This is a genomic window from Aurantimicrobium minutum (assembly GCF_002355535.1).
In the GTDB taxonomy this organism is placed as follows: Bacteria; Actinomycetota; Actinomycetes; order Actinomycetales; family Microbacteriaceae; genus Aurantimicrobium; species Aurantimicrobium minutum.
This window is the reverse complement of record NZ_AP017457.1, coordinates 1,533,809-1,560,654: the sequence shown is the minus strand read 5'-3', so window position 1 is coordinate 1,560,654 and position 26,846 is coordinate 1,533,809. Positions and strand designations below refer to the sequence as shown.

Below are 26,846 nucleotides of genomic sequence, written 5' to 3'. Positions count from 1 at the left end.
ACTCCTAGCTCGTGCAGCAGGTGTCGGAACACGTGACCGGAGCAAGGTTTAACGCCTGCAAGATGTTGCTGGCTGCCGGAGTGAGAGAGAAGTACGCCCATTTACCTTTTTGACTACGGGTGAGCAGACCTGCATCAACCAACAGTTTCATGTGATGGCTCACGGTGCTCTGCGCCAGATTCGTATCCGGTGTGAGATCACAGATGCACGCCCCGTCAACACAAGTGGTTCCTGCAATCTTGAGCAGCAGGTTCAATCGTGTCTCGTCACCGAGCGCTTTGAGCTGTTGGGCAAGCTCAGTTGTGGCGTTGGGAGCCGTGACTGTCTGCGTGAGTGCCATGGCACAAGTATATATTGACATTTATCGATATGAGGATCTACTGTATTAACGTATCGATAAACTTCGATTCATAATCCATTCATCTTCATATGAGAGAAAGGAATAACCATGATCAAGCTCAACGTAATCTCGGGCGGCGATGGCGGTTGCTGCGGCGACACCGGCTGCTGCTAAGTCTTTCTCTGTGGAGCCCCACCAGTTTCGAAGTGAACAGATGGGGCTTCACTCTTGTCCAGCACAACATCAGAACAACATCAGAATAGATACATGCACACACTCAGACTCGCCCTCGCAGAGTTCTTCGGAACTCTCGTTCTCGTAGCCACCGTTGTGGGCTCCGGAATCATGGGTACCCAAATGTCTGATGATCCCGGCGTTGCACTTTTGATCAACACGCTGTCGACCATCTTTGTGCTGGCATTACTCATCCTGATCTTGGGGCCCATCAGCGGCGCCCACTTCAACCCTGCGGTCACACTCGTGATGTGGGCAAAGAAGCTCCAGCCAGGAGTGCGCGTTCTTCCCTATGTCATCGCACAGATTACGGGCGCCATCTCCGGAGCAATCTTGGCGAACATCATGTTTGATCAAGCGCCTATCCAAATTGCTTCAACGCAGCGGGTCTCACCCGGATTGTTTATCGGTGAAATAGTTGCAACAGCCGGCCTGCTAGTTGTGATTTTGGTTTTCATTGCTCGTGAGCAAGCACGGTTTGTTCCCTTTGCCGTCGCCGCATGGATTGGCTCGGCCTACTTCTTCACCTCCTCCACATCTTTTGCAAACCCTGCAGTGACCATTGGTCGTGTCTTTAGCGACAGCTTCGCTGGGATTGCCCCGCCCTCAGTTGGGCCCTTTGTTCTTGCACAGCTCATTGGAGCCGCACTCGGCGCCGTCTTAGCTTGGGCAATCATTGACTCCACCCACAAGAAAGAAAATCATGTCTGATAAAAAAGCCACAGTCCTCTTTGTCTGCGTCCACAACGCAGGACGTTCACAAATGGCAGCCGGCTATCTCCAACATCTTGCTGGTGACCGTGTTGAAGTTCTTTCTGCCGGCACCGAACCACGTGACCAGGTCAACCCTTCTGCCATCGCCGTGATGGCAGAAGAAGGAATCGACCTCACCACCTCAACACCCAAGGAGCTCACCGACGAGGCTGTCATGGCATCTGACTATGTCATCACCATGGGCTGTGGAGACAAGTGCCCATTTTTCCCTGGCAAGCAATACCTTGACTGGCCCCTGGAAGATCCAGCAGGCAAGGGAGTGGACGCTGTCCGCCCCATTCGTGACGAAATCCGCGGCAAGATTGAAGCTCTTATCGCGGAGATTGACGCAAAGTTCTAGCTTCACTTCTTCAATGACTATGGCCACCCGGTGGGTGGCCATAGTCATTGAGTATTTAGAGCACTTATTCTGCGCGAGAGGCTTTCAGCATGGTCTCTCTCTCGACAACCTTGATGCGCGCACGTCCTTCAGGCTCACCAAGCTTCTGCTCGTATTCATCTAAAGCAGTCCAGCCCTGAGCTGTGGTGAATTCAATGCCGCGACTTTCCATCAGATCAACGATGGCACCCTCTTCAGGCTCTTCCGGAGTCCACCATGAATCTTGATCTTCAAGCACATGAGCAATGGTTTCCATCGCGTCGCTCTTGGTGTGACCGATGAGTCCTACGGGTCCACGCTTAATCCATCCGGTGGCATAAACGCCAGGGATGTGCTTTCCAGACTCATCAATGACCTGGCCTTCGTGGTTAGGGATAACACCCTTGTCAACATCAAAGGGAACGTCTTTCAGCGGTGAGCTGTAGTAACCAATAGCGCGATACAACGCCTGCACTTCCACTTCACGGATCTCGCCAGTGCCCACAACTCCCCCGGAGCCGTCGGGGGCTGTGCGTTCATAACGGAAGCCCGTCACGTTGCCTTCTTCATCTCCGAGCACCTCGAGAGGGTTGGCATAGAAGTGCAGATGCAAACGTCGAGATGCCTTGCCGGTCTCGCGGGTGCGCCACTCGTTCATCACCTTGTTGAGAACAAAGACCTGCTTGTTGGAATCAATCAATGCTTGACTTGCAGGATCAATTTCAAAGTCTTCGTCATAGACGATCATGTCGACATCGCGAAGTTCACCCAGTTCACGCAGCTCCAGCGGAGAGAACTTTGCTTGCGCGGGACCACGACGCCCAAAGACGTGAACATCAGTTACTGGAGAGGACTTGAGGCCCTGATAGACGTTGTCAGGAATTTCCGTGACGAGAAGGTCCTCAGCATGCTTGGCGAGCATGCGGGCTGCATCCAAGGCCACGTTTCCGTTACCGATGACAGCAACAGATTGGGCAGTCAGTGGCCACGTGCGGGGAACATCAGGATGGCCGTCATACCAACTGACAAAGTCAGCTGCGCCATAGCTGCCATTGAGCTCAATCCCTGGGATGTTCATCGGAACATCCTTTGTTGCACCGGTGGCAAAGATAACGGCGTTGTAGTGCTTCTTGAGATCATCCATCGTGATGTCAACGCCGTATTCCACGTTGCCAAACAGCCGAATGTCTCCGCGGTCCAGCACCTCGCGCAAGGCTGTGATGATGCCTTTAATACGTGGGTGGTCGGGAGCCACACCGTAACGAACCAAACCATAGGGTGCGGGGAGGTGTTCAAAAAGGTCAATGGAAAGTTCGAAGTCGCGTTCGGCTTTCATTGCAATATCTGCTGCGTAGATTCCTGCGGGGCCGGCGCCAACAATGGCCAGTCGAAGCTTGGTCACGGGGTAAATAATCCTCATACGTGGAAGGCAAGTGAATTCCCAGTTTAGCCGGGGGCAATAGGCTTAACTCGTGAAAATCCTGGTTCTTGGCTCCGGTGCCCGCGAGCACGCAATAGTTACCGCACTTCTGGCTGAAAATGCTAACCACGAAATAACAGTTGCCCCTGGTAACGCCGGTATCGCTTTCGATGTTCCTTGCGTCACCACAGACATCCTCGATCCAGAAGCCGTGGCCTTCCTCGCTGAGGGCCTTGACGTTGATCTTGTTGTGGTGGGTCCTGAAGCACCCCTTGTTGCTGGAGTCGCTGACCCACTGCGTGAAATGGGTATCCCTGTCTTCGGTCCCAACCAGGCAGCAGCGGCTTTGGAAGGTTCAAAAACTTTTGCCAAGCGCATCATGGATGAGGCCGGAGTTCCTACAGGACGTGCAATCAAGGTGTCAACACTGCTTGATGCTGAGACAGCATTGGATGACTACGGCGCTCCCTACGTCATCAAAGCTGATGGCCTCGCTGCCGGTAAGGGTGTACTAGTAACCCACGATCGCGATGCAGCTGTGGCGCACGCCTCCCACTACCTCACTCAAGGTTCTGTCCTCATTGAGGAATTCTTGGATGGCCAAGAAGTGTCACTGTTCATGTTCGCCGACGGCCACGACGTTCTTCCCTTGTCCCCAGCGCAAGACTTCAAGCGTCTCAAGGACAATGATGAAGGCCCCAACACTGGTGGAATGGGCGCCTACTCACCACTTCCGTGGTTGGCAGAACAGTTTGGAAGTGAAGACGCTTTTGTCACCGAAGTGATTGAAACGATTGCTTTGCCCACCATTCGCCAACTTGAGGCCGAGGGAACGCCCTTCCAAGGCTTGCTTTACTGCGGACTTATTCTCACCTCCAAAGGAATCCGAGTCATCGAATTCAATGCGCGCTTTGGAGACCCTGAAACCCAAGTTGTTCTGCCAAGGCTCAAGACTCCACTGTCTGAACTCATGATGGCTTCGGCTACTGGAAGTCTTGCCGGTCGCGAGCGCCCTGAGTTCTCAGATGAAGCAGTCGTCACGGTTGTTCTCGCCAGCGAGAACTATCCCGAGACTCCTGTTACTGGCAGAGTGTTGACCGGTATTCCACTGGCAAACGCCATTGAGGGTGTGCACGTTACCCATGCGGCAACCACCGAACAAGACGGTGAGCTCGTCGCCACCGGTGGTCGCGTCTTGAGTGTTGTTGGCCGTGGAAAAGACTTCGCCGAGGCACGCTCGCACGCCTACGAAGGCTTGTCCAAGATTTCCCTTGAGGGCGGCCAATACCGCACAGACATCGCCAAAAAGGTTGTGAAGTAATGTCCGGTTTCACCGGTGGTCAGAAACTCACCCTTCCTGGCTGGACTCATGCCTACTCAGGCAAAGTTCGTGACCTCTACGTTCCCGCAGGTGAATCTTTGGAGTCAACGCCTCGAGTGTTGGTTGTTGCGAGCGATCGTGTCAGCGCATTCGATCACGTGCTCGAACCGGGTATCCCCGGTAAGGGCGAACTGCTCACCACCTTGAGCCTGTGGTGGTTTGATCAACTTGGTGTTCCCAACCACCTGCGCACTGGTGAGATTCCTGCAGAGGTTCAAGGCAAAGCAATGTTGGTTGCCAACCTCGATATGTTCCCCGTGGAATGTGTAGTCCGTGGCTATCTTTCCGGTAGCGGCTATCTCGAATACCTCGAACACCAGAGTGTGTGCGGAATTCCTTTACCTGCAGGGTTGAAAGACGGGGACAAACTCCCTGAACCGATTTACACCCCTGCGTGGAAAGCGCCCTTTGGCGAACATGATGAGAACATCAGCTTTGAAAGAACTGTGGAACTCATTGGGCTCGAAGACGCTACTGCGTTGCGTGACCTTTCACTTCAGATCTTTACTCAGGCCAGCGAGCTCGCGGCCGCCAAGGAAATCATCCTCGCCGACACGAAGTTCGAATTTGGTCGTGACAAAGAAACAGGTGTCATCACCCTCGCTGATGAGGTTCTCACCTCGGACTCCTCTCGTTACTGGGATGCAGCTGCTTATGAAGCAGGAACTACCCCTGCAGAAAAAATGACCAGTTTCGATAAGCAGATTGTGCGCAATTGGCTTTCAGCCAATTGGGACAAGCAGGGCACTCCTCCCGTTCTTCCCGAGGAAATAGTTCAGAGAACTGCTGACCGCTATCGCGAGCTCATCAGCCGGATGCTGGGATAGCCGTAATAATTCTGTGGTGAAGTTTCCCCAACATTGTGCTGTGCACCTAGCCTGAAGTCATGCGCAGATTTATCAATTCCATTTTCGAGGTGCCCCGTAGTGGTGCCCCGATGTGGAAACGATTGGTTCTGGTGGAGACCGGCCTGATCATCTGCGGTTTTGCTTTCGCCATTATGTTGCAAGCTGCAATTGGGCTCGACCCCTGGGATGCCTTCCACTTAGGTCTTTCAATAGTCACTGGGGTCTCTATTGGGCTCGTTGTCGTGATTGTGGGCTTCGCTGTTCTCTTTCTCTGGATTTTTCTCAAGCAAAAACTGGGCATCGGCACCATCCTCAACGCCATCACTATTGGTATCTCTATAGACCTCTTTATTGCCGTCATTCCCAAGGCACCAGATTTCTGGTGGGGGTTGGGGTATTTCCTCGTCGCCATCTTGATTAACGGCCTCGGCATTTCGATGTATATCGGTGCTGGCCTAGGTCCAGGGCCTCGTGATGGTTTGATGACGGGAATCGTGCGAATTACTGGTCGCCCTATCTGGCTTGTTCGAACGGCAATTGAAGTCGTCGTGCTGGGGCTTGGCTGGGTCATGGGTGGCGCAGTCGGCCTGGGAACCATCATCTATGCCTTCAGCATCGGACCTGTCGTTCACGTCATGTTGCCCTGGTTCAACCTAGACAAAGTGAAAGAACCGGAAGAAGTCGAGGGTCACTAACCTTCCAGCGCACTCTCGGCTGGCTCATAGGAAACTCTGAAACAATGAGGACTATGAATAAGACATCTCGTGCAGTAGTCGCCGGCTCAAGCATTCTGGTTGGAGCCTTGTTACTCACTGGTTGCACCATCAATATTGGTGGCACTGGAATGAATGACTCCATGATGGGCAATAGTGAATCCACTTCGGGATTCTCCAGTAACGACATCATGTTTGCGCAGATGATGATTCCACACCACCAACAAGCAGTTGACATGTCTACACTCGCCGAGACTCGCTCGACCAACCCAGAGATTCTTGCTCTCGCCGTACAAATCAAAGATGCCCAAGCTCCAGAGATAAAGCAGATGGCTGCATGGCTTGAAAGCGCTGGCGCTGGAATGGATATGGGTCATGACATGGGCATGGGTGGCATGCTCACTGACGAGCAAATGACTGCACTCAGCAACGCAAGCGGAGCCGAATTCGACAAGCTCTACCTCCAGGGAATGATTGCCCACCACGAGGGAGCAATCCAGATGGCCCAAATGATTGTTGGTTCTAACAATGCCGAGGCGAAGGAATTAGCTGCGGCAATTATTTCTAGTCAATCTGCAGAGATCGAAAAGATGAAAACTCTCTTGGCTGGAATGTAATGAGTACGTCGATCTACACGGTCACAGGAATGACGTGCCAGCATTGTGTGGCAAGCGTGACCACTGAAGTCTCTCGGCTAGATCACGTCACTGCAGTTGAGGTTGACCTTGACGCAGGAAAAGTGACCGTCGAGAGCACGGAATCCATTCCTGAACAAGCAGTCATTGATGCAATCCAAGAGGCTGGTTATTCGGCTGTCGCCTCCTAGGCTTTGGGCCGTGCGAAAAAAGTTGAAACTTTTTTCTGGCAAGCACTGACGAAGAAGCACCACTTCTGGCTAGTGTGTTGTGGTTCCCACAAGGAGGTTCCACACATGGGTGTTGAAAACAACACACGCGACATTGAAGAAACCGTCGTCACAGACTTCACCGACCGGATGAGCTACGGCGGCTATCTCGATCTAGGGACCCTGCTGTCGGCGCAAAAGCCGCTGAGCGATCACCACGATGAGTTGCTGTTTATCATTCAGCACCAAACCACCGAATTGTGGATGAAGTTGATGGTGCACGAACTTATCGGTGCAGCGAACTATCTGCGCAACGACGATTTGGGTCAAGCTCTCAAATGCATTGCTCGGCTCAAGCACATCCAAAAGACCCTCACCGAGCAGTGGTCTGTCCTGGCCACATTGACTCCCAGTGAATATGCACAATTTCGTGACCGTTTAGGTAACTCCAGCGGTTTCCAATCACACCAATATCGCGCCATCGAATTCATGCTGGGCAATAAGAACGAGAAGATGATCAAAGTCTTTGACGCTGATCCTGAAGCTCAAGCTCTTCTCGTGACCGCATTGAAGGCTCCCACTATCTATGACGAATTCCTGCGTTATCTCTCTCGTCGCGGATATGACATCCCTGATGTCGTACTCAACCGCGACGTCACCAAAGCATGGGTGTTTTCCGAAGATTTACTGTCGGTGTTTATCACGATCTATAACGAGCATGAGGAACACTGGGAAGCCTACGAAACCTGCGAAGAACTTGTGGACTTAGAAGAAAACTTCCAGTTCTGGCGATTCCGTCACCTGCGCACAGTGCAGCGCATCATCGGAATGAAGATGGGTACCGGCGGAAGCTCAGGTGCTCCTTTCTTACAAAAAGCTCTCGAACTGACGTTTTTCCCTGAACTCTTTGCCGTGCGCACTGAGATTGGAAAGTAGTCAGCCAAAGTGTCTTCAGCGCGCTCAGGAGAACACACCAACCCTTACGGGGTTGGTTCTCCAGCACGCCTAACATCCGGCGAGCGCGGGACCGTGTTCCCGCTTTTTGGTGATGCCCACGTTCACCTTGGCCTTGTTGATCCATCTGGTTTACCTGTAGCAGGTATTGGTCGAGTGCTAGATACGGGTTGGTCACTGCCGGCCCAGCAGGAGTGGGCAGCTGGGAGTATTCCCGGTCTGGATGTGGACTTTGCCGGTAACTTTCTGGCGGCCCCCGGAGGTTACCCCTCTGACCGCTCATGGGCTCCCGAGGATGCCACGGTCTTTGTTTCGGATTCTGAGCAAGCTGTTGCCACCCAAGTTGTGGCAGGTGCACGTGCAATCAAGATCACACTCAATGCTGACGCCGGGCCTGTGCACTCAGATGAGGTGCTTGCTCAACTTGTCACCGCAACACAGCAGCGTGGGCTTACTCCTGTGATTCACGCGGAAGGAGCTGGGCAAGCAGAGCGTGCCATTAGCGCCGGCAGCGTGGTGCTTGCTCACACTCCATTTACTGAGATTCTCTCTGACGAGCTAATCAGTTACGCCGCAGCCACCAATGTGGGCTGGATGAGCACGCTGGATATTCATGGTTACGGCACCTATTCCGATGCCTTCGATATTGCGTGTGCCAATCTGCGTCGATTTATTGCTGCAGGTGGAACAGTGTTCTATGGCACAGATCTGGGTAATGGGCCTTTGCCTTTGGGGATCAACGTGCGAGAACTCACCGCATTGCAGGCCTGCGGAATGACACCTCTACAAATCAGTGAGTCATTGACGTCCTGGTGGGAAACGAAAAACGATCTGACTCCCCCCACACGAGTGAGCTTCATCTCCGAGATATCAGACGGCAGCTCCGCAGATTTCTGCACCTGGCTCGCTACTGCGCGTATCGTCGAAACCACCGAAGTGGAGTACCTATGACAAGTTTTGAAACACTCGCAGCGCAGCTTGATCAATCTGATCCGTTAGCTGTTCATCGTGCCAAGTTCTATGGAACCGATGAAGCAACCCGTACCTCGACACCAGGAATGCCTCTGGCGTACTTCGATGGCAACTCCTTAGGCCGCCCCATGCAGGCCAGCTTTGACCGCATTGAAGCTTTCTTACGTCACGACTGGGGAACACGCCTTATTCGAAGCTGGGACGAGCAGTGGTTGAACCTACCCCTCGAACTCGGCAACAAGATTGGTAGTGCAGCACTGGGTGCTGCACCTGGGCAAACCTTTGTCGGTGACTCCACCAGCGTGCTGCTCTACAAGATGGCGCGAGCTGCGATTGCCGCGCGCCCAGGCCGCACCGAGATTGTCCTCGACACCGATAACTTCCCCACCGATCGCTACCTTCTTGAAGGTATTGCTGACGAACTCAGCATGACATTGGTGTGGATTGAGGCTGACACCAGTGCCGGTGTTACGCCTGAACAAGTTTCTGCTGTGGTGAACTCCAACACTGCTCTGGTGCTACTGAGCCACGTTGCCTACCGCTCCGGCTTCATGGCAGATGCTCCTGCAATCACGAAGATCACCCACGACGCGGGCGCATTGATTGTGTGGGACCTGAGCCACTCGGTGGGCTCTGTCGTTGTTGAACTGGATAACTGGAACGTCGATATCGCCGTGGGCTGCTCCTATAAGTATCTCTGCGGTGGCCCCGGTGCTCCTGCCTGGGCGTATGTGCGCAGAGACTTACAGACCCAGATTGAACAACCGATCCAAGGCTGGTGGGGAACTAAGAATATGTTCCTGATGGGTCCTGGCTATGACCCTGAGAACGACCTGCGCCGCTTCATCACGGGTACCACTCCAGTCGTGGGAATGCAGGCCATGATTGACCCTGTTGAGCTCATCGGCGAGGTCAGCATTGAAGCTATTCGTGCTAAGTCACTTCTGCTGACACAGTTCGTCATCGACTACACCGACGAAGTTCTGGCACCACTGGGCGTGACCGTGGCAACACCACGCGACCCCGCCCAGCGAGGTGGCCATGTCACCTTGAACCACCCAGACATGCGTGAAGTAAATGCGTTGATGTGGAAAGAAGACATCATTCCCGACTATCGCGATCCGCATGGATTACGCATTGGGCTCTCTCCACTGACAACTTCTTTCCAGGAAGTCTTCCTCGGCATGGAGAGGGTCAAGGAGACACTCCTTTCCCTCCGGTAGGATTGAGGTATTCCCTTGCTCGCGAAATCGCTGGAGTCGCCCCCATGCCCACCATCGTTGTCGAGGTAATGCCCAAGGCTGAAATTCTTGACCCACAGGGCAAGGCAGTCGCTGGCGCTCTTACCCGTCTAGGTCACAACCAATTCACCGGTGTTCGCATCGGAAAGCGCTTCGAGCTCACCGTTGACGGTCCCGTCACCGCTGAAACTCTTGAGGCCGTCAAGACCATCGCAGAGGACATCCTCTCGAACTCGGTCATCGAAGATGTCGTCAGCATCTCCGAGGCCAAGTAATGCGCGTCGGAGTAATCACCTTCCCCGGCTCGCTTGATGAGCGTGACGCTCAACGTGCGGTCAAGCTAGCTGGTGGAGAGCCCGTCGCCCTGTGGCACGGAGCGCACGACCTTGAGGGCGTGGAAGCCATCATTCTTCCCGGTGGCTTTAGCTACGGCGACTACCTGCGTGCAGGCTCTATTGCCAGCCACGCCCCCATCATGGCTGAAGTCATCGATGCAGCACGCAAGGGTATGCCCGTGCTCGGTATTTGTAACGGATTCCAGATGCTTGCTGAGGCTCGCCTGGTTCCCGGTGCTCACACCCGCAATGACTGCCAGACTTTCGTACGCCGCGATCAGAAGCTCATCGTGGAGAACAACACCACAGCGTGGACGAAAGACTTCGCCCAGGGTGAAGAAATCATCATTCCGCTCAAGAACGCAGATGGTCGCTTCGTCGCGGACGCTGACACCATCAAACGGATTGAAGACAACGGTCAAGTCACCTTCCGCTATGTCGGCGTGAACCCCAACGGTTCCATCGATGACATTGCCGGTGTGTCGAACGAAGCCGGAAACGTGGTTGGTTTGATGCCTCACCCCGAGCACGCAGTGGAGCCAGGCTTTGGCCCCGACACTGCGGTAGCAATGCGCTCAGGTCTTGATGGGCTCAAATTCTTTACTTCCGTCATCCAAAGCACCATCCTGTCAAAGGCATAAGCTTCGTGAACGCAGCAAACACAGCACACGCCCCGGGCTTCACTCCCCGCAAGCTCTACTTTGTTCTCGCCATTGCGGAAGCATGCACCTGGACACTGTTGATCACTGGCTTGATCTTGCGAGCTACCACCGGCATTGACCAAACCTTATTCACCACCATCGGTGGACTACACGGTTTCGTCTTTATTGCCTATGGCGCAACCTCCATCCTCATCGCCTTCAACCAGCGCTGGGGATTCTGGATGGGTTTGCTTGCCGTCATCACGGCAATCCTGCCCTATGCCACCATTCCTTTCGAACTTGTTCAAGCCAAGCGCGGAGCACTCGAAGGACCCTGGCGCCGTGAGGCAACGGATGATCCTCGTGATGCCCGTCCGTTAGATCGACTTTTCCGCTGGTTCTTGAACCACCCGATTTTGTTGATTCTGGTTATTGTTCTGGCGATTGTCGCCGTCTTCACAACTTTGCTCATCATCGGTCCTCCCGGGGGACGCTAAAGAAGATGAGCAATTCAACTTTTCGCAACACCCATCAGAAGGGACTTCACGCGTGAGCAGCCACGTCGCCGACACCGTAGAGAACGCCATCGCAACCCCCGACAAGGTTCAGCCCTACGGCGCCCTTGGCCTCAAGGATGACGAGTACGCCAAGATTCGTGAAATCCTCGGTCGCCGCCCCACCTCCGGTGAGCTGGCGATGTATTCGGTGATGTGGAGTGAGCACTGCTCCTACAAGTCTTCGAAGATTTACCTTCGTCAGTTTGGCCAGAAGGTCAGCGAGAAAATGAAAGAAAAGCTGATGGTCGGCATGGGCGAGAATGCCGGTGTTGTCGATGTCGGCGAGGGCTGGGCTGTCACCTTTAAGGTGGAGAGCCACAACCACCCCAGCTACATCGAGCCCTTCCAGGGCGCTGCCACCGGTGTGGGTGGAATCGTCCGTGACATCATCTCGATGGGTGCACGTCCCGTTGCCGTGATGGACCAGCTTCGCTTTGGTGCCATTGACCACCCTGACACTCCTCGTGTACTCCACGGTGTTGTCGGCGGTATTAGCTTCTATGGCAACTGCCTGGGGCTACCCAACATTGGTGGCGAGACCTACTTCGACTCTTGCTACCAGGGCAACCCTCTTGTGAACGCGCTTTCTGTTGGTGTGCTGCGTCACGAAGACCTTCACCTGGCAAACGCTTCTGGTGTTGGCAACAAGATTGTTCTCTTCGGTGCTCGCACCGGTGGTGACGGTATCGGTGGCGCATCGATTCTTGCCTCAGACTCGTTCGATTCAACTGGACCTACCAAGCGTCCTGCTGTTCAGGTTGGTGACCCCTTCGCTGAGAAGGTCCTCATCGAGTGCTGTCTTGAGCTCTACCGCGAAGGCCTGGTCGAAGGTATTCAAGACCTCGGTGCTGCAGGTATTTCCTGTGCAACAAGTGAGCTCGCCTCCAACGGTGACGGTGGCATGTTTGTTGAACTCGACAATGTTCTTTTGCGCGACCCCACCCTCACCGCTGAAGAAATCCTCATGTCAGAGAGCCAAGAGCGCATGATGGCTGTGGTCAAGCCTGAGCTGCTCGATCAGTTCATGGCTGTTGTCAACAAGTGGGATGTGGAAACCAGTGTTCTTGGTGAAGTGACCGACACCGGTCGCCTCGTGATCCACCACGGTGGCGAAGAAATTGTGAACGTGGACCCTCGCACCGTCGCCATTGACGGTCCCGTCTATGAACGTCCCGTTGCTTACCCCGCATGGATTGATGCCCTGCAGGCAGACTCTGCTGACAAGCTGGCTCGTCCCTCCTCGGGTGCAGATCTCAAGGATCAGTTCTTGACGCTTGTTGCCAGCCCCAACCTGGCTGATAAGTCCCTCATCACCACGCAGTATGACTACTTCGTTATGGGAAACACGGCGCTCAGCTTCCCTGACGACGCCGGCATGATTCGCGTCGACGAAGAGTCTGGTCTTGGCTTTGCTATCGCCACTGACGCCAACGGTCGCTACTGCCAGCTTGATCCCTACAACGGAGCTCGCTTAGCGCTGGCTGAGGCGTATCGCAACGTTGCCGTATCTGGTGCTGTTCCTGCAGCAGTCACTGACTGCCTCAACTTCGGTTCTCCAGAGAACCCCGAAGTGATGTGGCAGTTCAAGCAAGCTGTTGCTGGTCTGGCAGACGGTTGTTTAGAGCTAGAGATCCCCGTCACCGGTGGAAACGTCTCCTTCTATAACCAGACCGGTGACGCCCCTATCCACCCCACTCCAGTTGTGGGTGTGCTCGGTGTCATCGATGATGTTGCCCGTCGTATTCCTTCCGCATGGCAGGACGAGGGCAACAACATTTACCTCCTGGGTTACACCCGCACCGAACTCGATGGTTCGGCATGGGCTGGCACCATCCACAACCACCTCGGTGGTGTTCCACCTGTTGTTGACCTGGCTCAAGAAAAAGAGCTTGCTGATCTCCTCCAGGGTGCTGCTATCGAGAGCTTGATTCTCTCTGCCCACGACCTCAGCGATGGTGGGCTGGGCCAGGCACTTGCTGAGTCTGTGATGCGCTTTGGTGTTGGTGCACGCGTCTGGCTTGATGAAATCATCGAGCGCGATGGTGTCGACGCCGCAACCGCGTTGTTCTCTGAATCAACCGGTCGTGTGATTGTCTCTGTTCCTCGCGAAGACGACGTTCGATTCCTGGGACTGTGTGAAGCACGCAACTACCCTGTTTTGCGTATTGGTGTTACCGACCAGGGCGGGGCAGATGCCAAGCTTGACGTTCAGGGACTATTCGAGGTCTCTGTTGAGGAAATTAGGCAGCGCAGTAACGAAACCCTGCCAAAATACTTTGGCTAACCATCTGGAGTAATCATGACTGACCACGGAGGCGGTCCTCGTCTTGACATGAATGACGGATTGGTCATTCCTCAGATTGGCTATGGCGTTTTCAAGGTCGAGGACGACGTTGCAGAGCACTATGTCCTAGACGCACTTGAGGCAGGTTACCGACACATCGACACGGCAGCCATCTATCAGAACGAACGCGGAGTTGGTGCTGCGCTGAAGGCCTCAGGTTTGCCACGCGAGGAGATTTTTGTCACAACCAAACTGTGGAACACAGACCAAGCTCCTGATGCTGCCTGGCCAGCCCTTCACAAAAGCCTTGATCTCATGGGACTCGAATATGTTGATCTGTATCTGATCCACTGGCCTTCACCATGGAGGGGCAACTTTCTTGCTGCATGGGAAACCCTCATCGAGATGCGCGAGAAAGGTCTTGTGAAGTCCATCGGTGTATCCAACTTTGAAGAGGAACACCTCACTGAGATTATTTCGGCAACGGGAGTAACTCCTGCAGTCAACCAGATTGAACTTCACCCCTATTTGCAGCAGGAGTCGCTCTCTGAAATTGATGCAAGGCATGGGATTCTCACTGAGGCTTGGTCACCGTTGGGACAGGGGCAAGCCCTCGAGGATGCTGTGTTGAGCTCGATTGCCCTCAAGCACAACGTCAGCACTGCACAAGTGATTATTCGTTGGCACGTTCAGTCCGGACGTATTGTGATTCCGAAATCTGTAACGAAGACTCGAATCCAATCCAACTTTGACGTGTTCGGTTTCGAGCTTGATCAGGACGATCTTGCAGCTATCAAGACTCTGAACACAGACAGCCGTATTGGTCCAGACCCCAGGACTGCTGACTTCTAAACTGCAGCAAGCGTCAGAGGATTGAGTTCCTGACCAACCTGATACTGCTCACCGAGGACTAAACGACCTTCAGCGGTGAGACTGGTGCGATATTCATTGCTGTCGCCGATGCGTTCAAGCTTGACAAAGGGAACTAACGTTTCAGGGGAGAGAATTCCTCCCTGCGCTATCAAGAGAGTTCCCACACCATTCTGAAGCTCGACGAGAGGGTTCTTGAGCACGATGTTCATCATGCCCCAGTGGCCGCTGAGCTTGGCGGTTCCCAGGAACTGAAGGGTTCCTGTTGCCGTGCCAGCGTCAAAGTTCGACGCAGCACCATCTTCACTAAAAGTGAATAGATTGCCCTCAAACACAGCGGGAGAATCTGCTTCGATGAGGCCATCCTCAATGCCGCGCAGATAACCCAACAAGGAATCCTTGATGCCCCACTGGAGCTGGTAGCCAGACATACTTAGCCTCGAGCTTGCACATGGTGATGAATAACTTCTTCCACAACGAAGTGGAACCACTTTTCTGCAAAGGTGGGATCGAGGTTGGCTTCTTCAGCAAGTGCGCGCAGTCTGGCAACCTGACGTGCTTCACGCTCGGGGTCCGATGGCGGAAGATTGTTGGCTGCTTTGAGAGTTCCGACCTTCTGAGTGAACTTAAAGCGTTCAGCAAGCATGTGAATCAGTGCGGCATCGATGTTGTCGATGCTCTCTCGAATACCTGCAAGCTCTGCTGCGACCTCAGGGGTCATGTCGTTCTGCGCCATAGATTCAGGGTAGCGCAGGACTGATTACTTCTGAGCTTGCCTGCGCATGATGAGTACACCAGCGATAACGATGGCACCACCAACTGGTTCATACCAGTGCAGAGTTTCGCCCAAGAAAACAACACCAAGCATGATGCCAACAATGGGCATCACGTAAGTTACTGAGGAAGCACGGGTTGGGCCCCAAGATTCGAGCACATCGTTGAACCACAAATATGCCAGGCCGGTTCCACCAAATCCGATAATCGAAATGGCTATGACGGTGCTCCAGTCGATAGTGACCGGGCCGGTTGCAAGAAATGGTGTGAGCAGAAGGATGAACAATGCTGCTGCACCAACCTCAATGATGGAGATAGCTTTGGCGGAGACACCGCTGGGGAACACATACTTCTTGAGATAGGTTCCCGAGAATCCATACATCACAGCCGCGCTCAGTGCCGCAATCTGGCCCCAGAAACTTCCACCCAGGTCAGTGATAGTCCAGGGCGCGATAACCACGACAAGCCCTGCTAAACCAACGAGCACACCAACTGCTTGATTGCGGTTGAAGTTCTCAACCCGCAACACATAAACAGCAATGATGGCGGTCATGATCGGGGTAAGGCCGTTGTAAATGGTGGCAACGGCAGACGTGATGTACTGCTCAGCCCAGGGGAAGAAGATGAAAGGAATACCAATACCGATGATTCCGGCGACGGTGATGTGGCCCCAGAGTTTGATGTCCTTGGGGAGTTTTTCACGACTAATCAACCAAAAGACAAGCATGAATATGCCGCCGGCAACCACGCGTGCCCACGCAACCTGCCCCCAGCTCAGAGTGTCTAGGGCGATCTTGATGAAGAAGAAACTCGAACCCCACAACAGCGCCAACGCCACAAACTTGAAGGCAATAAGTGCCGGAGATTGGCCGCGCTTGAAGTTGGTGGCTGAAGTCGTCATAACCTCTTCAGCCTAGCCCTGAACAAGCTCATTCGGGCATGAACGATATGTCCAAACTGGCCAGCCGGCCAGACAGAGTTCTTAGCCGACCAGGTCGTGCTGCACGATGATGGCATCACGTGCTGGGCCCACGCCGATGGCGGAGAAGCGAGCACCGCTCATTGCTTCCAGAGCAGTGACGTAGTCCTGAGCATTCTTGGGGAGGTCGCTGAACTTTCGTGCACCAGTGATGTCTTCGCTCCAGCCCGGGAAGTATTCCAGGATGGGCTTGGCGTGGTGGAAGTCTGTCTGGTTAACCGGAACCTCATCGTGACGAACACCTTCAACGTCGTAGGCAACACACACAGGAATCTTCTCAAGACCAGTGAGAACATCCAGCTTGGTTAACACAAAGTCGGTCACACCGTTGATACGAGCGGTGTAACGAGCAATGGGAGCGTCATACCAACCGCAGCGACGAGGGCGTCCGGTGGTGGTTCCAAACTCGAAGCCCTTGGCGCGCAGGAATTCACCATCAGCATCAAAGAGTTCGGTGGGGAACGGACCAGCACCGACACGGGTTGTGTAGGCCTTGATGACAGCAATTACGCGCTCGAACTTGTTGGGCCCAATACCGGATCCAGTCGAAGCACCACCTGCGGTGGCGTTCGACGAAGTGACGAAAGGATACGTTCCGTGATCGATGTCCAGCATGGTTGCCTGGCCACCTTCAAAAAGAACAACCTTGTCAGCTTCGAGAGCCTGGTTGAGTTCCAAAGCAGTGTCAGCAACCATGGGGGCCAAGCGCTCACGGTAGGACAGCAGTTCTTCAATGACGGCGTCGGCAGATATGGCGCGACGGTTATAAATCTTGGCCAGCAAGTGGTTCTTGATATCCAAAGCGGCTTCAACCTTTTGACGCAGAATGCCTTCGTCGAAGATGTCTTGGATACGGATACCCACGCGGTTGATCTTGTCGGCATAAGTGGGACCAATGCCACGGCCGGTAGTACCGATCTGGCGCTTGCCCAAGAATCGCTCGGTGACCTTATCCAAGGTGCGGTGGTAGTCAGTGATGACGTGGGCGTTGGCGCTCACACGCAGCTTCGACGTATCAATTCCGCGAGAATTGAGGGCATCCAGTTCGGCAAAGAGAACAGAGATGTCAATAACAACACCGTTTGCAATAACGGGAGTAACACCGGGAGTCAGAATGCCTGAGGGGAGGAGGTGGAGGGCGTATTTCTCGTCACCAATAACTACGGTGTGACCGGCGTTGTTTCCACCGTTGAACTTGACCACGTAGTCGATGCGCTCCGCGAGAAGGTCGGTAGCTTTACCTTTACCTTCATCGCCCCACTGGGCACCAATCAACACGATTGCTGGCATGACGATATCCCCTCGTCCTCAGTACGGCGAGCGCGACTGCGACCTGCCAGTAATTCATTCTACCGGCTCAGCAATGCCTATTTCTTGCGGTTACTTATGCAGCGGCAGTGGCCAGGAGCACCGCATCGATTGCCTTACGCTGCTGGTCGCCGCTCACAAAGTAGCGCTCACGTAGGGTGAGGGTTTCTATGTTCATACCCACCGCTTCACAGGCAGCGCGAAGTTCATCCTGTGTGGGGTTGAGCTCAGGGCTGGGAGGTCCCCCAAAGCCATATTCAAGGTTTTCTCGGGCATGCCACACACCGAAAAATGTGCCACCTGGGCGCAGACTGTGCGCTGCCGTGGCTATCGCGGCAGCGAGGTCTGCTGCAGGAATCTGGAGATAGGCCATCACGGCCAGATCTACTGGCTTGGTGACGCAGGACTCAGGGTGGGTCGCATCCACTGTTGTTCCTGTGCACAGTTCTAAGAGACCTTCACGTTCAGCACGTTGCAGGAATTTAGTGACCGCTACTGCCGAAAAATCTGAGTTCTCAACGTGCCAGCCACGGCTGGCAAACCACAGGGCATTGCGGCCCTCTCCGCCACCAAGGTCGAGCATCTTTCCGGCCGGAAGATCAGAGAGATATTCGACGACGAACTCGTTCGGTTCTAATGACCACACCATCTCCGACTCGGCATAGCGCTGATCCCAAGCTTCAGGAGAGTTCCGGGTAGTCATTTCTAAACAAACTTCACGTGCTGCATGATCCAGGAGTGCATGGTTACCGCAGCTGCAGCACTAGCGTTGATTGAACGAGTTGATCCGAACTGGGTGATCTCAATCACTGCTTCTGCCGCATCTATTGCCTCAGCAGAAAGACCCGGGCCTTCTTGGCCGAACAGAAACAGGCAGCGCTCGGGCAGAGCATAGGTCTCGATCTTGACGCAGCCTGGAACGTTATCGATGGCCAAGATGGGAAGTTCATGCTCAGTAGTCCAGGCCACGAGGTCTGCGACGGTGTCGTGGTGCAAAACGTGTTGATAGCGATCTGTGACCATGGCTCCACGCTTGTTCCAGCGCTTGCGGCCCACAATGTGCACGGTGTCTGCACCAAAGGCATTGGCCGAGCGCACGATGGAACCAATGTTCATATCGTGTTGCCAGTTCTCAATGGCAACGTGAAATGGATGACGTTTCTCGTCGAGGTCTGCGACGATCGCTTCCATCTTCCAATAGCGATATCGGTCAATGACGTTACGGGTATCGCCCTTTTCTAGAAGCTCTGGGTCATACCAAGGCTCCTCAGGGAGCTCGCCAATCCATGGCCCCACACCCGAGGTGCTGAGCTCATGCGTGGGTGAGTCAGGAAGTTCAGTCACAGTTACTGAGGCTCAAGCCCAAGGTCCTCAAGACCAATTGCATAGAAGTAGGGGTAGCCGGCAGTTTCAATGCGTTGACGCGCATCGGTTGCACGGTCGACCACTACGGCAACACCAGCAACCTCGGCACCGACCTTCTCGAGAGCTTCAATGGCTTTCAGGGGTGATCCACCGGTGGTGGAGGTGTCCTCGAGGACGACTACTCGCTTACCTGTGAGGTCGGGGCCTTCAACCTGACGTCCTCGTCCGTGGTCTTTGGGTTCTTTACGCACGACAAATGCGTCATAGGTTAGTCCGCGGGCTGCGCCCTGGTGCAAAACGGCTGTCGCGATGGGGTCTGCGCCCATGGTGAGACCGCCCACGGCGTCAACATCGGGAATCTGAGCCAGCACGTCCAACATAACCTGCCCAATCAGTGGGGCCACGCGGTGATCGAGCGAGATCTTGCGCATGTCAACGTAGTAGGTTGCCTTCTTGCCGCTGGTCAGCGTGAAGTCACCGTGAAAGACAGCTTCTTCTTTGATGAAGTTGATGAGTTGTTCGCGTGCAGGAGTCATGCTCACAGTTTATCGGCCAGTACTCGGCGGCTTCGCCTAGTGTGGCAGGGGCTCGAGTGGAACGATGTCTTCATCATCATCCGCACTGGGTGTTCCTGCAATGTGTTCTTTTTTACCCTTCGTTGGCCATTCGACGATCACCATGGCGGCAACCATGAAAGCTCCACCAATGATGGTTTTGAGTGCCAACACTTCTTGTCCCACAGCTACAGAGACCACCGCGGTGAACACCACTTCTAGGGTGAGGATGATGGCCACGCGGGCAGGTTCCATTTGTGCCTGAGCCCACGTCTGAACGAAGAAGCCAATGACGGTGGCAAAGATTGCCGTGAAGAGGACAGCCATCCACACATCAACAGTGGGGGGTCCTTGGTAGCCATCTGGAAGAGCACCAATCCAGCACACCACTGCCACAAACAACAATTGGGCAAATGTCAGGGCATAGGAATCAAGACCAGAGCTGAACTTACCCAGACCCACAATGTGCAGGGCGTAAAGCACAGCACAAATAATTCCCCAAATTTGGCCAACCTCAATGGTTACGCCAGTGATCGAAATCAGTCCTAAACCAATCAGTGCCAACACGGCACCAACTGCCACCTTGATTCCAACCTTGCGACGAAAAATAATCCAGCCCAAAACAGGAGTCAGCACAACATAGGTCCCGGTGAGGAAGCCCGTGATGGCAGCCGTCGTCATTTCTAAGGCAATGGTTTGTGTGATGTAGGCAAGGCCCAACATCACTCCGAGGCCAGCACCGACGGCAAGCATTTTGCCCTTGAGGGCCAGCACAACTTTGGGTTTGATGGCCAGCATGATTCCAGCTGCAATTGTGAATCTGATTGCAAGGAAGTCAAAGAATGGCTGCTGCTCGATAGCAGGCTTCATCACCACAAAGGCAATACCCCACATCGCTGCCACTGAGACCAGTGACCACACAGCAAGGCGGGAGGTTTTCATCCCTCCAGCCTAGCTAGGAGCCAGCCGGTCTAAGAATTTGAACGACGGCGACGAATTGGTGAATCATCATCACCATCGTCATCGATGACCAAAGTGTCAAAGACGGGCTCAGTAGATGAAGCAGTTGGTGCATGTGTTCCTGCCTTTGCCTGCTTCTTCTCTGCACGCTTTGCCTTGCGCTTCTCGCGACCGCCCTCAACAAGGTTGTAGATGGTGGGAAGAACAATCAAGGTCAGTGCGGTTGAAGAAATCAAACCACCAATCACCACGATGGCCAGAGGCTGAGAAATAAATCCACCGGAGCCGGTGATACCTACAGCCATCGGAATCAAAGCAAAGATGGTGGCCAACGCCGTCATCAAGATGGGACGCAAACGACGAGTCGCACCCTCGGTGAGAGCCTCGCGAACAGGCAGACCCTTAGCCCGGTATTGGTTGACCAAGTCAATAAGCACGATGGCATTCGTGACCACGATTCCCACCAGCATGAGCAAACCGATGAAAGAGGGGACACCCAGTGGAACACCGGTAATGACCTGCAGGCCAATGGCGCCAGTTGCCGCGAAGGGAACTGAGATAAGTAGCAACAGCGGCTGAAGCAAGGAACCAAAGGTTGCCACCATGATGATGTAAACCACGAGGATGGCGACCAGCAGTGCAATACCGAGCGAACTAAACGCAGCGGCCTGGTCGGCGCTCACGCCGCCTATCTTTGCTGAGGAACCAGCTGGCAGGTTGAGGGTAGTGAGTGCCTTGTTGACAGCGGCGGTTGCGGTGCCGAGGTCTTCACTATTGGGTGTGATGGTGACAGTAGCACTGCGCTGTCCCTTCACCGTGGTCACCGTGGCGGGACCATCTTTGACCTCAATGGTGGCCAGGGTGTCCAAAGGAACTGGCCCCTGAGCGGTGGGAATAATCAGTGCTGCAAGTTCAGCTTCCGTTGCAGGAGGATCCTCAGAGGCGATATAGATATCGAGAGTGGTTCCCTCAATCACAACCGTTCCAACAGTGGTGGGTCGCATTGCCTGAGCAACGTAGCCCGCGAGAGCAACTTCTGAGAAGCCCGCTTCAGCTGCCTCAGTACGCTTCACGGTCACGGCAATGTAGGGGCGAGCTTCGGTGAGGTTACTGGTGACCTGCTTTGCCTCGGGCAGAGCTTCCATGGTTTTCTGAACTTCAGCGGCAGCCTTCTCTAGGTCAGCCTGGTTGGGGGCAGTGATGTTGATTTCAATATCGCTGCTGGCGCCAAAACCGCCCGAAGAACCAATCGTGATGGTGTCCTTGTCAGCTACCTTCTCGACAGCGATGCGAGCATCTTCTTGAATCTTCTGCTGGTCGCCGCCTTCAACGGTGGTGACCGAGTAGGTGATAGCGGTATCTCCACCGCCAACAAAAGCGTCACGCAGTGCGTTACCGGAAGAACCGATTGAGACCTGGACAATCTCAACGCCCTTGGTGTCAAGCAGAGCACCTTCAACATCGGCAGCCATTGCATCCTGTGCTTCCAGGCTGGTTCCCGGCTTAATGGATTCGGTCACAGTGAACGTGTTCTGTCCGGAAGAACCAAGGAAGTTGGTCTTCATCAAAGGCAGTATTGCACCGGTGCCAACAAGCACGAGCAAGGCAAGAATAATCGTGACAACGCTGTGCTTGAGAGTCCAGTTGATAATCGGCAGGTAGCCCTTTTGCAGCCAGCCGGGCTTTTCTTCTCCGGCGAGCTCAGCTTCTTTAGCTTTGGCAGCACGCTTGCCGGTCTCCGATGGTGCACGAAGGAACCAGTAAGCCAGCACGGGAACGATAGTCAATGAAACAAGCAGTGATGCAACTAGAGCGATGGTAACTGTGAGCGCAAACGGGCGGAACAGCTCGCCGGTGATATCTCCCACGAAGGCAAGTGGCAAGAACACGGCAACAGTAGTTGCTGTTGAGGCCGTGATAGCCCCAGCAACTTCACGAACGGCATCCACGATTGTTTCAGCACGGTCTACACCCGGAACAAGTCGGCGCTTGATGTTTTCGATAACCACGATGGAGTCATCAACAACACGACCAATGGCAATCGTCAGCGCACCCAGGGTAAGGATGTTGAGTGTGTAGTTGGACGCCTGAAGACCAATGAAGGTAATGAGCACCGAGGTGGGAATCGAGATTGCCGTCACAATGGTCGAGCGAATCGACAGCAGGAAGACCAGGATCACCAGAACAGCAAAGAGCAGACCCAGCAAACCTTCGGTCGTCAGAGACTCGATGGATTTTTCAATGTAGGGAGCCTGGTCAAAGACAACAGTAAAGGTGGCATTGTTTCCCAAGCTTGCTTCGAGTTCAGGGAGCACAGCATTGACAGCGTGAGACACATCAACAGTGTTTGCGCCAGGAAGCTTGGTAACAGCTATCGTCAGTGCGGGCTGACCGTTGACGCGAGAAATCGTTGTTTCGGGCGCGTTAGTCAGTTCAACGGTGGAGACATCACCAATAGTGACAACACCGGGACCTTTGGCCCCCACGAGCGGCAGATTCGCAATCTCTTCTGTTGAGGTAATGCGTTCACCAATTTGAACAGAGAGTGTCTGGTCATTCTCGGTTATTTCACCGGCGGGAATCAGTAGACCATTTGCATCAAGAGTGTCTTTGATAGCTGCTGTTGTGAGGCCCTGGGCTTGAAGCGCACCGAAATCTGGAGTGATCGTGACGCGCTTTTCTGGAGCACCAAGTAAAGCGGCGTCACGAACGCCTTCAACATCCTTGATTTCTCCAAGTGTGGAAGCGCGAAGCAGGTCAGCTAGCTCGAGTGTGCTGACATCACTCGAGACCGCAATCTGCATGACAGGGAAATCACTGAAGCTTCCGGTGATGACCTGCGGGTCCACATCGGTCGGAAGCTGGGATTTGATGCGGTTGATTGCCTGGTTGATCTTTTGCTCAGAAATGATCAGGTCAGTGCCATAAGTAAACGAGACAGAAATCAGGCTCAGGTTGGTACTGGAGGTCGCTGTGGTGTTTTCGATACCCGGAACACCTTGAATAGCTGTTTCAATTGGGTTAGAGACGTCCTGGTTGACCACTTCGGGTGCAGCACCGGGGTAAACAGTAAGCACAGCCAGCTGAGGGAACTGAACGCTAGGCGCTAATTCCTGCTTGAGATTGGTCAGTGCAAGGCCACCAAAAATGGCAACAACGACCGTGACCAGCGCAATGAGGGCGCGGTTTTTCATACTGGCTTTAGCTAAAAGAAACACAAGTCTCAGTCTGGCACTACTTTTCGATAAACAAATGAGAGTTCTCTGTGGGAAGAATCGGCGTAAAGTAGCCTTTCGTGAGTCCTGAAGAAACACCCACTGGTTCTATTCCAGAATCTAAGTCACCAAAACGCTGGATTATTGGTGATCCGCTCCCAACAGCCATGCTCGAGGGGGAGCTTCTCAAAAAGCGCATAGCCCTTCCTATCTTCGCCAGTGACCCGCTTTCTTCCGTGGCTTACGCCCCTCAAGAGTTGTTGATGATTCTGCTCATCGGTGGACTTGCTTTCCTCAGCTTTGCGCCCTGGATTGCCGCCTGCGTTATCTTGCTCATGGTTGTGGTGATTGCCAGTTACCGCCAACTCATCAAGGCGTACCCTTCCGGTGGTGGAGACTACGAGGTTGCACACAAGAACCTGGGTGAAAAAGCCGGTGTTGTTGTAGCTTCTGCTTTGCTCGTTGACTACGTCATGACGGTGGCTGTGTCCGTTGCCTCCGGTGTGGACAACATCATTTCTGCAATTCCCGAATTGGCACCGGAACGTGTGCTGCTTGCTGTTGTCTTCGTCATCATTTTGGCCGCCATTAACTTACGCGGTGTACGTGAATCAGGTAAGGCATTCGCAATCCCCACCTACTTCTTCGTAGCCAGCGTCTTCATCATGATTGTTGTTGGTCTGGTCCGAACCATCATGGGCGATCCCCCTGTGGCTGAATCTTCCGAATATCTTGTGCAAGGCGAAAGCGTTGCCCAGGCGGCACTGGTTCTGCTGCTTTTGCGCTCCTTCGCCAGTGGTTGTGCTGCGCTCACCGGTGTTGAGGCAATCTCCAACGGAGTCCCCGCCTTCCGTGCACCCAAGATTAAGAACGCTCAGACCACGCTGGTGATTATGGGCGCCATTGCCATCACCTTGTTTGCGGGTCTGATAATCATGGCTTTCATCTCAGGTGTTCGTTATGCCGAAGATGCCTGCCACCTCATCGGCTATGCCAACTGTGAGACGGTTCCACAGCGCTCTTTAATTGCACAGATTGCTGCCGCCACGTTCGGCAACAACACCTTCTTGTTCTATGCCATCCAGGCTGGAACAGCTTTGGTGCTGTTACTAGCTGCAAACACCGCGTTCAACGGCTTCCCGCTTCTGGGATCCGTCTTGGCCCACGATGGTTATGCACCTAAGTCGTTGGAAACTCGTGGTGACCGCCTCATCTACTCCAACGGTGTTATTGCTCTCGGCCTTGCTGCCATAGTGATCCTGACGGTTTTCCAAGCAAACCTCACCCAGCTCATTCAGCTCTACATCATCGGTGTTTTCGTGTCCTTCACGCTAGGCCAATCCGGCATGGTCGTGCACTGGACCAAACTTCTCAAGACAAAGCCTGAGAATCCTGGAAGCATTAAGCGTTCACGCTTGATCAACATCACAGGTGCAACCTTCACTGCCACAGTTCTCATCATCGTCACCGTGACAAAGTTCACCCACGGTGCCTGGATTGTCTTCTTGGCTATGCCTATTCTCTTCACACTCATGATTGGTGTGAACCGCTACTACCGCGACGTTGAAGCAGAGGTGGCTGTTGACGCTGTCACCACATTCGGGGCGAAGGGTGACCACGCAATCGTGCTGGTTGGCAAGATGCAAAAGCCCATCCTCAAAGCCATCGACTACGCCATTGCTGCCCGTCACGACTCCATCGAAGCCGTTCACGTCTCAATCAACGAAGTGGCCACCGCTCGACTTGAGTTGGACTGGATACGCCAAAACATTCACCTGCCGCTGCGAATTATTAGCTCGCCCTATCGCGACCTCAGCTGGCCACTGATTCAGCACATCCGTGAACACCGCGCACAACACGGTTCAGAGATTGTGACTGTGTACCTACCCCAATACATCGTGGGCCACTGGTGGGAGCATGCACTGCACAACCACAAGGCACGTCGCCTGAAGATGAAACTTATGCTCGAGCACGGTGTTGCCATCGCCCTGGTGCCCTGGCTTCTGGACTCCACAGACCTCATTTATGGCCGTCGTTCTCGTCCGGTGCCCGGACAATCACGTCGTGGTGAACCCATACGTCCTCCTGCACGTAAGCCGATGACTCCGGCTAAGCGCGAAAAGACTGACACTGAGTGAAAGATCTGAAAAAAGATCTCTTACCCGTGATCATTGGTGGTGCACTGGGTACAGCATTGCGCATCCTGTTGGACATCATTCTCAGTCTCGTCTTTGCAACTTTCTCGCTCGCTAGCACGATGCTCATCAACGCTGTGGGCTCCTTCGTCTTAGGTTTCTTGGTTGCAGGCCTGTGGGCCAAACCGAAAACTCCACGCTGGTTCAAGGTGGGCATTGGCCCGGGCGTGCTGGGCGGTTTCACCACATTCTCTGGTGTCATGTTGCAGGCACTGCTGATACAGAATCCGATGATGACGGCCGCATTCCTCGCACTCTCTATTGCGACAAGCCTCTTTGCGGCAGTGCTCGGAATCTGGTTGGGAACTCCCCGCAAGAAGGGAGCTCGACGATGAACGCACTGTCCTTTATTCTCGCAATCGTTGCCGGTGGCCTCGGAGCCGGGCTGCGCTATGGAGCAACCGTTGCGTTGCCTCCCAAGAAGGAAGGCTTCCCGTTGGCAATTTTTATTGTCAACGTGGTGGGCTCTTTCCTCATCGGTGTCTTCACTGCACTGTTGATCAACACCGTGCTCTCAACCGAGTTGGGCTTCATTCTGGTGGCTGGCTTCTGCGGAGGTTTCACCACCATGAGCACCTTTGCGGTGGAGTCCGTGGAACGCATGCAATCCGGAAAATGGGTCATCGCGGGGCTAAACATCATTGGGTCAACTGCTGCAGGTTTATTGGCTGTTGGCGCTGGATACGTTATTTCCGGTGGCCCGCTCAGCTCATGAGTGCCGTGCTCATGT

The 26,846-nt window shown here is 54.0% G+C and carries 29 protein-coding genes; 18 read left to right on the top strand and 11 right to left on the bottom strand.

Annotated elements, in window-relative coordinates:
• Positions 1 to 4: 4 nt before the first annotated feature.
• Positions 5 to 340, bottom strand: coding sequence for an ArsR/SmtB family transcription factor (locus tag AUMI_RS07800; RefSeq protein WP_096383209.1), 336 nt, complete (start codon positions 338 to 340; stop codon positions 5 to 7).
• 267 nt (positions 341 to 607) lie between these two features.
• On the opposite strand from AUMI_RS07800, the gene AUMI_RS07795 reads away from it, so the two are divergent.
• Positions 608 to 1,285 carry an MIP/aquaporin family protein gene (locus tag AUMI_RS07795; protein ID WP_096383207.1) on the top strand — a complete coding sequence of 226 codons (678 nt, stop codon included), beginning with the start codon at positions 608 to 610 and terminating at the stop codon, positions 1,283 to 1,285.
• On the top strand, positions 1,278 to 1,688 hold the full coding sequence (locus tag AUMI_RS07790; RefSeq protein ID WP_096383204.1) for an arsenate reductase ArsC: 411 nt from the start codon (positions 1,278 to 1,280) through the stop codon (positions 1,686 to 1,688). Before AUMI_RS07795 ends, AUMI_RS07790 begins: the two co-directional genes overlap by 8 nt.
• A gap of 64 nt (positions 1,689 to 1,752) precedes the next feature.
• On the opposite strand, the gene AUMI_RS07785 is transcribed toward AUMI_RS07790, so the two are convergent.
• Entirely contained in the window at positions 1,753 to 3,108 is a 1,356-nt protein-coding gene (locus AUMI_RS07785; protein WP_096383202.1) for an FAD-dependent oxidoreductase, read from the bottom strand.
• Between the two features lie 70 nt (positions 3,109 to 3,178).
• On the opposite strand from AUMI_RS07785, the gene purD reads away from it, so the two are divergent.
• The 13 genes from purD to AUMI_RS07720 all read left to right on the top strand — a co-directional run bounded on the left by purD (position 3,179) and on the right by AUMI_RS07720 (position 14,748).
• Positions 3,179 to 4,447, top strand: a complete 1,269-nt coding sequence (purD, locus tag AUMI_RS07780) for a phosphoribosylamine--glycine ligase (protein WP_096383200.1) — start codon at positions 3,179 to 3,181, stop codon at positions 4,445 to 4,447.
• Positions 4,447 to 5,334: a phosphoribosylaminoimidazolesuccinocarboxamide synthase gene (locus tag AUMI_RS07775; RefSeq protein ID WP_096383197.1), complete on the top strand. Its 888-nt coding sequence runs from the start codon at positions 4,447 to 4,449 to the stop codon at positions 5,332 to 5,334. Before purD ends, AUMI_RS07775 begins: the two co-directional genes overlap by 1 nt.
• Before the next feature lie 59 nt (positions 5,335 to 5,393).
• The gene (gene yczE / locus AUMI_RS07770) at positions 5,394 to 6,050 is read left to right on the top strand and encodes a membrane protein YczE (protein WP_096383195.1); all 657 of its coding nucleotides are present in this window, start codon (positions 5,394 to 5,396) and stop codon (positions 6,048 to 6,050) included.
• A 53-nt stretch (positions 6,051 to 6,103) separates the two neighbouring features.
• Positions 6,104 to 6,685 (top strand): DUF305 domain-containing protein, encoded by a 582-nt coding sequence (locus AUMI_RS07765; RefSeq protein WP_197702066.1) that lies wholly within the window; start codon positions 6,104 to 6,106, stop codon positions 6,683 to 6,685.
• Positions 6,685 to 6,894, top strand: a complete 210-nt coding sequence (locus AUMI_RS07760) for a heavy-metal-associated domain-containing protein (protein WP_096383191.1) — start codon at positions 6,685 to 6,687, stop codon at positions 6,892 to 6,894. The genes AUMI_RS07765 and AUMI_RS07760 overlap by 1 nt, the downstream gene beginning before the upstream one ends.
• A 105-nt stretch (positions 6,895 to 6,999) precedes the next feature.
• On the top strand, positions 7,000 to 7,848 hold the full coding sequence (kynA, locus tag AUMI_RS07755; RefSeq protein ID WP_096383189.1) for a tryptophan 2,3-dioxygenase: 849 nt from the start codon (positions 7,000 to 7,002) through the stop codon (positions 7,846 to 7,848).
• A 9-nt stretch (positions 7,849 to 7,857) separates the two neighbouring features.
• On the top strand, positions 7,858 to 8,817 hold the full coding sequence (locus tag AUMI_RS07750) for an amidohydrolase family protein (RefSeq protein WP_096383187.1): 960 nt from the start codon (positions 7,858 to 7,860) through the stop codon (positions 8,815 to 8,817).
• Positions 8,814 to 10,061 carry a kynureninase gene (locus AUMI_RS07745; RefSeq protein ID WP_096383184.1) on the top strand — a complete coding sequence of 416 codons (1,248 nt, stop codon included), beginning with the start codon at positions 8,814 to 8,816 and terminating at the stop codon, positions 10,059 to 10,061. The genes AUMI_RS07750 and AUMI_RS07745 overlap by 4 nt, the downstream gene beginning before the upstream one ends.
• A 44-nt stretch (positions 10,062 to 10,105) precedes the next feature.
• Positions 10,106 to 10,354, top strand: a complete 249-nt coding sequence (gene purS / locus AUMI_RS07740; RefSeq protein ID WP_096383182.1) for a phosphoribosylformylglycinamidine synthase subunit PurS — start codon at positions 10,106 to 10,108, stop codon at positions 10,352 to 10,354.
• Positions 10,354 to 11,055: a phosphoribosylformylglycinamidine synthase subunit PurQ gene (gene purQ, locus AUMI_RS07735; protein WP_096383180.1), complete on the top strand. Its 702-nt coding sequence runs from the start codon at positions 10,354 to 10,356 to the stop codon at positions 11,053 to 11,055. Before purS ends, purQ begins: the two co-directional genes overlap by 1 nt.
• 5 nt (positions 11,056 to 11,060) lie before the next feature.
• A complete protein-coding gene (locus AUMI_RS07730; protein WP_096383178.1) occupies positions 11,061 to 11,552 on the top strand; it encodes a DUF3817 domain-containing protein in 492 nt (163 codons plus the stop codon).
• 52 nt (positions 11,553 to 11,604) lie between these two features.
• Positions 11,605 to 13,896 (top strand): phosphoribosylformylglycinamidine synthase subunit PurL, encoded by a 2,292-nt coding sequence (purL, locus tag AUMI_RS07725; RefSeq protein WP_096383176.1) that lies wholly within the window; start codon positions 11,605 to 11,607, stop codon positions 13,894 to 13,896.
• A gap of 15 nt (positions 13,897 to 13,911) precedes the next feature.
• The gene (locus AUMI_RS07720) at positions 13,912 to 14,748 is read left to right on the top strand and encodes an aldo/keto reductase (RefSeq protein ID WP_096383173.1); all 837 of its coding nucleotides are present in this window, start codon (positions 13,912 to 13,914) and stop codon (positions 14,746 to 14,748) included.
• Here AUMI_RS07720 and AUMI_RS07715 read toward each other — a convergent pair.
• The 9 genes from AUMI_RS07715 to AUMI_RS07675 all read right to left on the bottom strand — a co-directional run bounded on the left by AUMI_RS07715 (position 14,745) and on the right by AUMI_RS07675 (position 23,924).
• Positions 14,745 to 15,197, bottom strand: a complete 453-nt coding sequence (locus AUMI_RS07715) for an HtaA domain-containing protein (RefSeq protein WP_096383170.1) — start codon at positions 15,195 to 15,197, stop codon at positions 14,745 to 14,747. The genes AUMI_RS07720 and AUMI_RS07715 overlap by 4 nt on opposite strands.
• Positions 15,198 to 15,199: 2 nt before the next feature.
• Positions 15,200 to 15,502 (bottom strand): chorismate mutase, encoded by a 303-nt coding sequence (locus tag AUMI_RS07710; protein WP_197702065.1) that lies wholly within the window; start codon positions 15,500 to 15,502, stop codon positions 15,200 to 15,202.
• Positions 15,503 to 15,526: 24 nt separating this feature from the next.
• Positions 15,527 to 16,441 carry a DMT family transporter gene (locus tag AUMI_RS07705; RefSeq protein ID WP_096383168.1) on the bottom strand — a complete coding sequence of 305 codons (915 nt, stop codon included), beginning with the start codon at positions 16,439 to 16,441 and terminating at the stop codon, positions 15,527 to 15,529.
• 81 nt (positions 16,442 to 16,522) lie between these two features.
• A complete protein-coding gene (locus AUMI_RS07700) occupies positions 16,523 to 17,809 on the bottom strand; it encodes an adenylosuccinate synthase (RefSeq protein ID WP_096383166.1) in 1,287 nt (428 codons plus the stop codon).
• 94 nt (positions 17,810 to 17,903) lie between these two features.
• A complete protein-coding gene (locus AUMI_RS07695) occupies positions 17,904 to 18,530 on the bottom strand; it encodes a class I SAM-dependent methyltransferase (protein ID WP_096383163.1) in 627 nt (208 codons plus the stop codon).
• Between the two features lie 2 nt (positions 18,531 to 18,532).
• Complete coding sequence (locus AUMI_RS07690) at positions 18,533 to 19,171, bottom strand: TrmH family RNA methyltransferase (protein WP_096383160.1); 639 nt, start codon at positions 19,169 to 19,171, stop codon at positions 18,533 to 18,535.
• Positions 19,172 to 19,173: 2 nt separating this feature from the next.
• On the bottom strand, positions 19,174 to 19,728 hold the full coding sequence (gene pyrE / locus AUMI_RS07685) for an orotate phosphoribosyltransferase (RefSeq protein ID WP_096383158.1): 555 nt from the start codon (positions 19,726 to 19,728) through the stop codon (positions 19,174 to 19,176).
• 36 nt (positions 19,729 to 19,764) lie between these two features.
• On the bottom strand, positions 19,765 to 20,688 hold the full coding sequence (locus tag AUMI_RS07680; protein ID WP_096383155.1) for a DMT family transporter: 924 nt from the start codon (positions 20,686 to 20,688) through the stop codon (positions 19,765 to 19,767).
• A gap of 29 nt (positions 20,689 to 20,717) precedes the next feature.
• Positions 20,718 to 23,924 carry an efflux RND transporter permease subunit gene (locus AUMI_RS07675; protein WP_425338923.1) on the bottom strand — a complete coding sequence of 1,069 codons (3,207 nt, stop codon included), beginning with the start codon at positions 23,922 to 23,924 and terminating at the stop codon, positions 20,718 to 20,720.
• Between the two features lie 164 nt (positions 23,925 to 24,088).
• Here AUMI_RS07675 and AUMI_RS07670 point away from each other — a divergent pair, with 164 nt between their 5' ends.
• From AUMI_RS07670 to AUMI_RS07660, 3 genes are read left to right on the top strand one after another with little or no spacing between them, the layout of a single operon-like run.
• Positions 24,089 to 26,059 (top strand): APC family permease, encoded by a 1,971-nt coding sequence (locus AUMI_RS07670; protein WP_096383561.1) that lies wholly within the window; start codon positions 24,089 to 24,091, stop codon positions 26,057 to 26,059.
• Positions 26,056 to 26,451, top strand: coding sequence for a fluoride efflux transporter FluC (locus AUMI_RS07665; RefSeq protein ID WP_096383150.1), 396 nt, complete (start codon positions 26,056 to 26,058; stop codon positions 26,449 to 26,451). Before AUMI_RS07670 ends, AUMI_RS07665 begins: the two co-directional genes overlap by 4 nt.
• Positions 26,448 to 26,831: a fluoride efflux transporter FluC gene (locus tag AUMI_RS07660; RefSeq protein WP_096383147.1), complete on the top strand. Its 384-nt coding sequence runs from the start codon at positions 26,448 to 26,450 to the stop codon at positions 26,829 to 26,831. The genes AUMI_RS07665 and AUMI_RS07660 overlap by 4 nt, the downstream gene beginning before the upstream one ends.
• Positions 26,832 to 26,846 lie beyond the last annotated feature (15 nt).

Coding starts and splice junctions, on each gene's coding strand:
- purS (WP_096383182.1), top strand. CDS start 10,106: ATGCCCACCATCGTTGTCGAGGTAATGCCCAAGGCTGAAATTCTTGAC.
- yczE (WP_096383195.1), top strand. CDS start 5,394: ATGCGCAGATTTATCAATTCCATTTTCGAGGTGCCCCGTAGTGGTGCC.
- AUMI_RS07695 (WP_096383163.1), bottom strand. CDS start 18,530: ATGACTACCCGGAACTCTCCTGAAGCTTGGGATCAGCGCTATGCCGAG.
- AUMI_RS07760 (WP_096383191.1), top strand. CDS start 6,685: ATGAGTACGTCGATCTACACGGTCACAGGAATGACGTGCCAGCATTGT.
- purQ (WP_096383180.1), top strand. CDS start 10,354: ATGCGCGTCGGAGTAATCACCTTCCCCGGCTCGCTTGATGAGCGTGAC.
- AUMI_RS07700 (WP_096383166.1), bottom strand. CDS start 17,809: ATGCCAGCAATCGTGTTGATTGGTGCCCAGTGGGGCGATGAAGGTAAA.
- AUMI_RS07765 (WP_197702066.1), top strand. CDS start 6,104: ATGAATAAGACATCTCGTGCAGTAGTCGCCGGCTCAAGCATTCTGGTT.
- AUMI_RS07680 (WP_096383155.1), bottom strand. CDS start 20,688: ATGAAAACCTCCCGCCTTGCTGTGTGGTCACTGGTCTCAGTGGCAGCG.
- AUMI_RS07660 (WP_096383147.1), top strand. CDS start 26,448: ATGAACGCACTGTCCTTTATTCTCGCAATCGTTGCCGGTGGCCTCGGA.
- AUMI_RS07795 (WP_096383207.1), top strand. CDS start 608: ATGCACACACTCAGACTCGCCCTCGCAGAGTTCTTCGGAACTCTCGTT.
- AUMI_RS07745 (WP_096383184.1), top strand. CDS start 8,814: ATGACAAGTTTTGAAACACTCGCAGCGCAGCTTGATCAATCTGATCCG.
- pyrE (WP_096383158.1), bottom strand. CDS start 19,728: ATGACTCCTGCACGCGAACAACTCATCAACTTCATCAAAGAAGAAGCT.
- AUMI_RS07710 (WP_197702065.1), bottom strand. CDS start 15,502: ATGGCGCAGAACGACATGACCCCTGAGGTCGCAGCAGAGCTTGCAGGT.
- AUMI_RS07790 (WP_096383204.1), top strand. CDS start 1,278: ATGTCTGATAAAAAAGCCACAGTCCTCTTTGTCTGCGTCCACAACGCA.
- AUMI_RS07720 (WP_096383173.1), top strand. CDS start 13,912: ATGACTGACCACGGAGGCGGTCCTCGTCTTGACATGAATGACGGATTG.
- kynA (WP_096383189.1), top strand. CDS start 7,000: ATGGGTGTTGAAAACAACACACGCGACATTGAAGAAACCGTCGTCACA.
- AUMI_RS07705 (WP_096383168.1), bottom strand. CDS start 16,441: ATGACGACTTCAGCCACCAACTTCAAGCGCGGCCAATCTCCGGCACTT.
- AUMI_RS07800 (WP_096383209.1), bottom strand. CDS start 340: ATGGCACTCACGCAGACAGTCACGGCTCCCAACGCCACAACTGAGCTT.
- AUMI_RS07715 (WP_096383170.1), bottom strand. CDS start 15,197: ATGTCTGGCTACCAGCTCCAGTGGGGCATCAAGGATTCCTTGTTGGGT.
- AUMI_RS07670 (WP_096383561.1), top strand. CDS start 24,089: ATGCTCGAGGGGGAGCTTCTCAAAAAGCGCATAGCCCTTCCTATCTTC.
- AUMI_RS07775 (WP_096383197.1), top strand. CDS start 4,447: ATGTCCGGTTTCACCGGTGGTCAGAAACTCACCCTTCCTGGCTGGACT.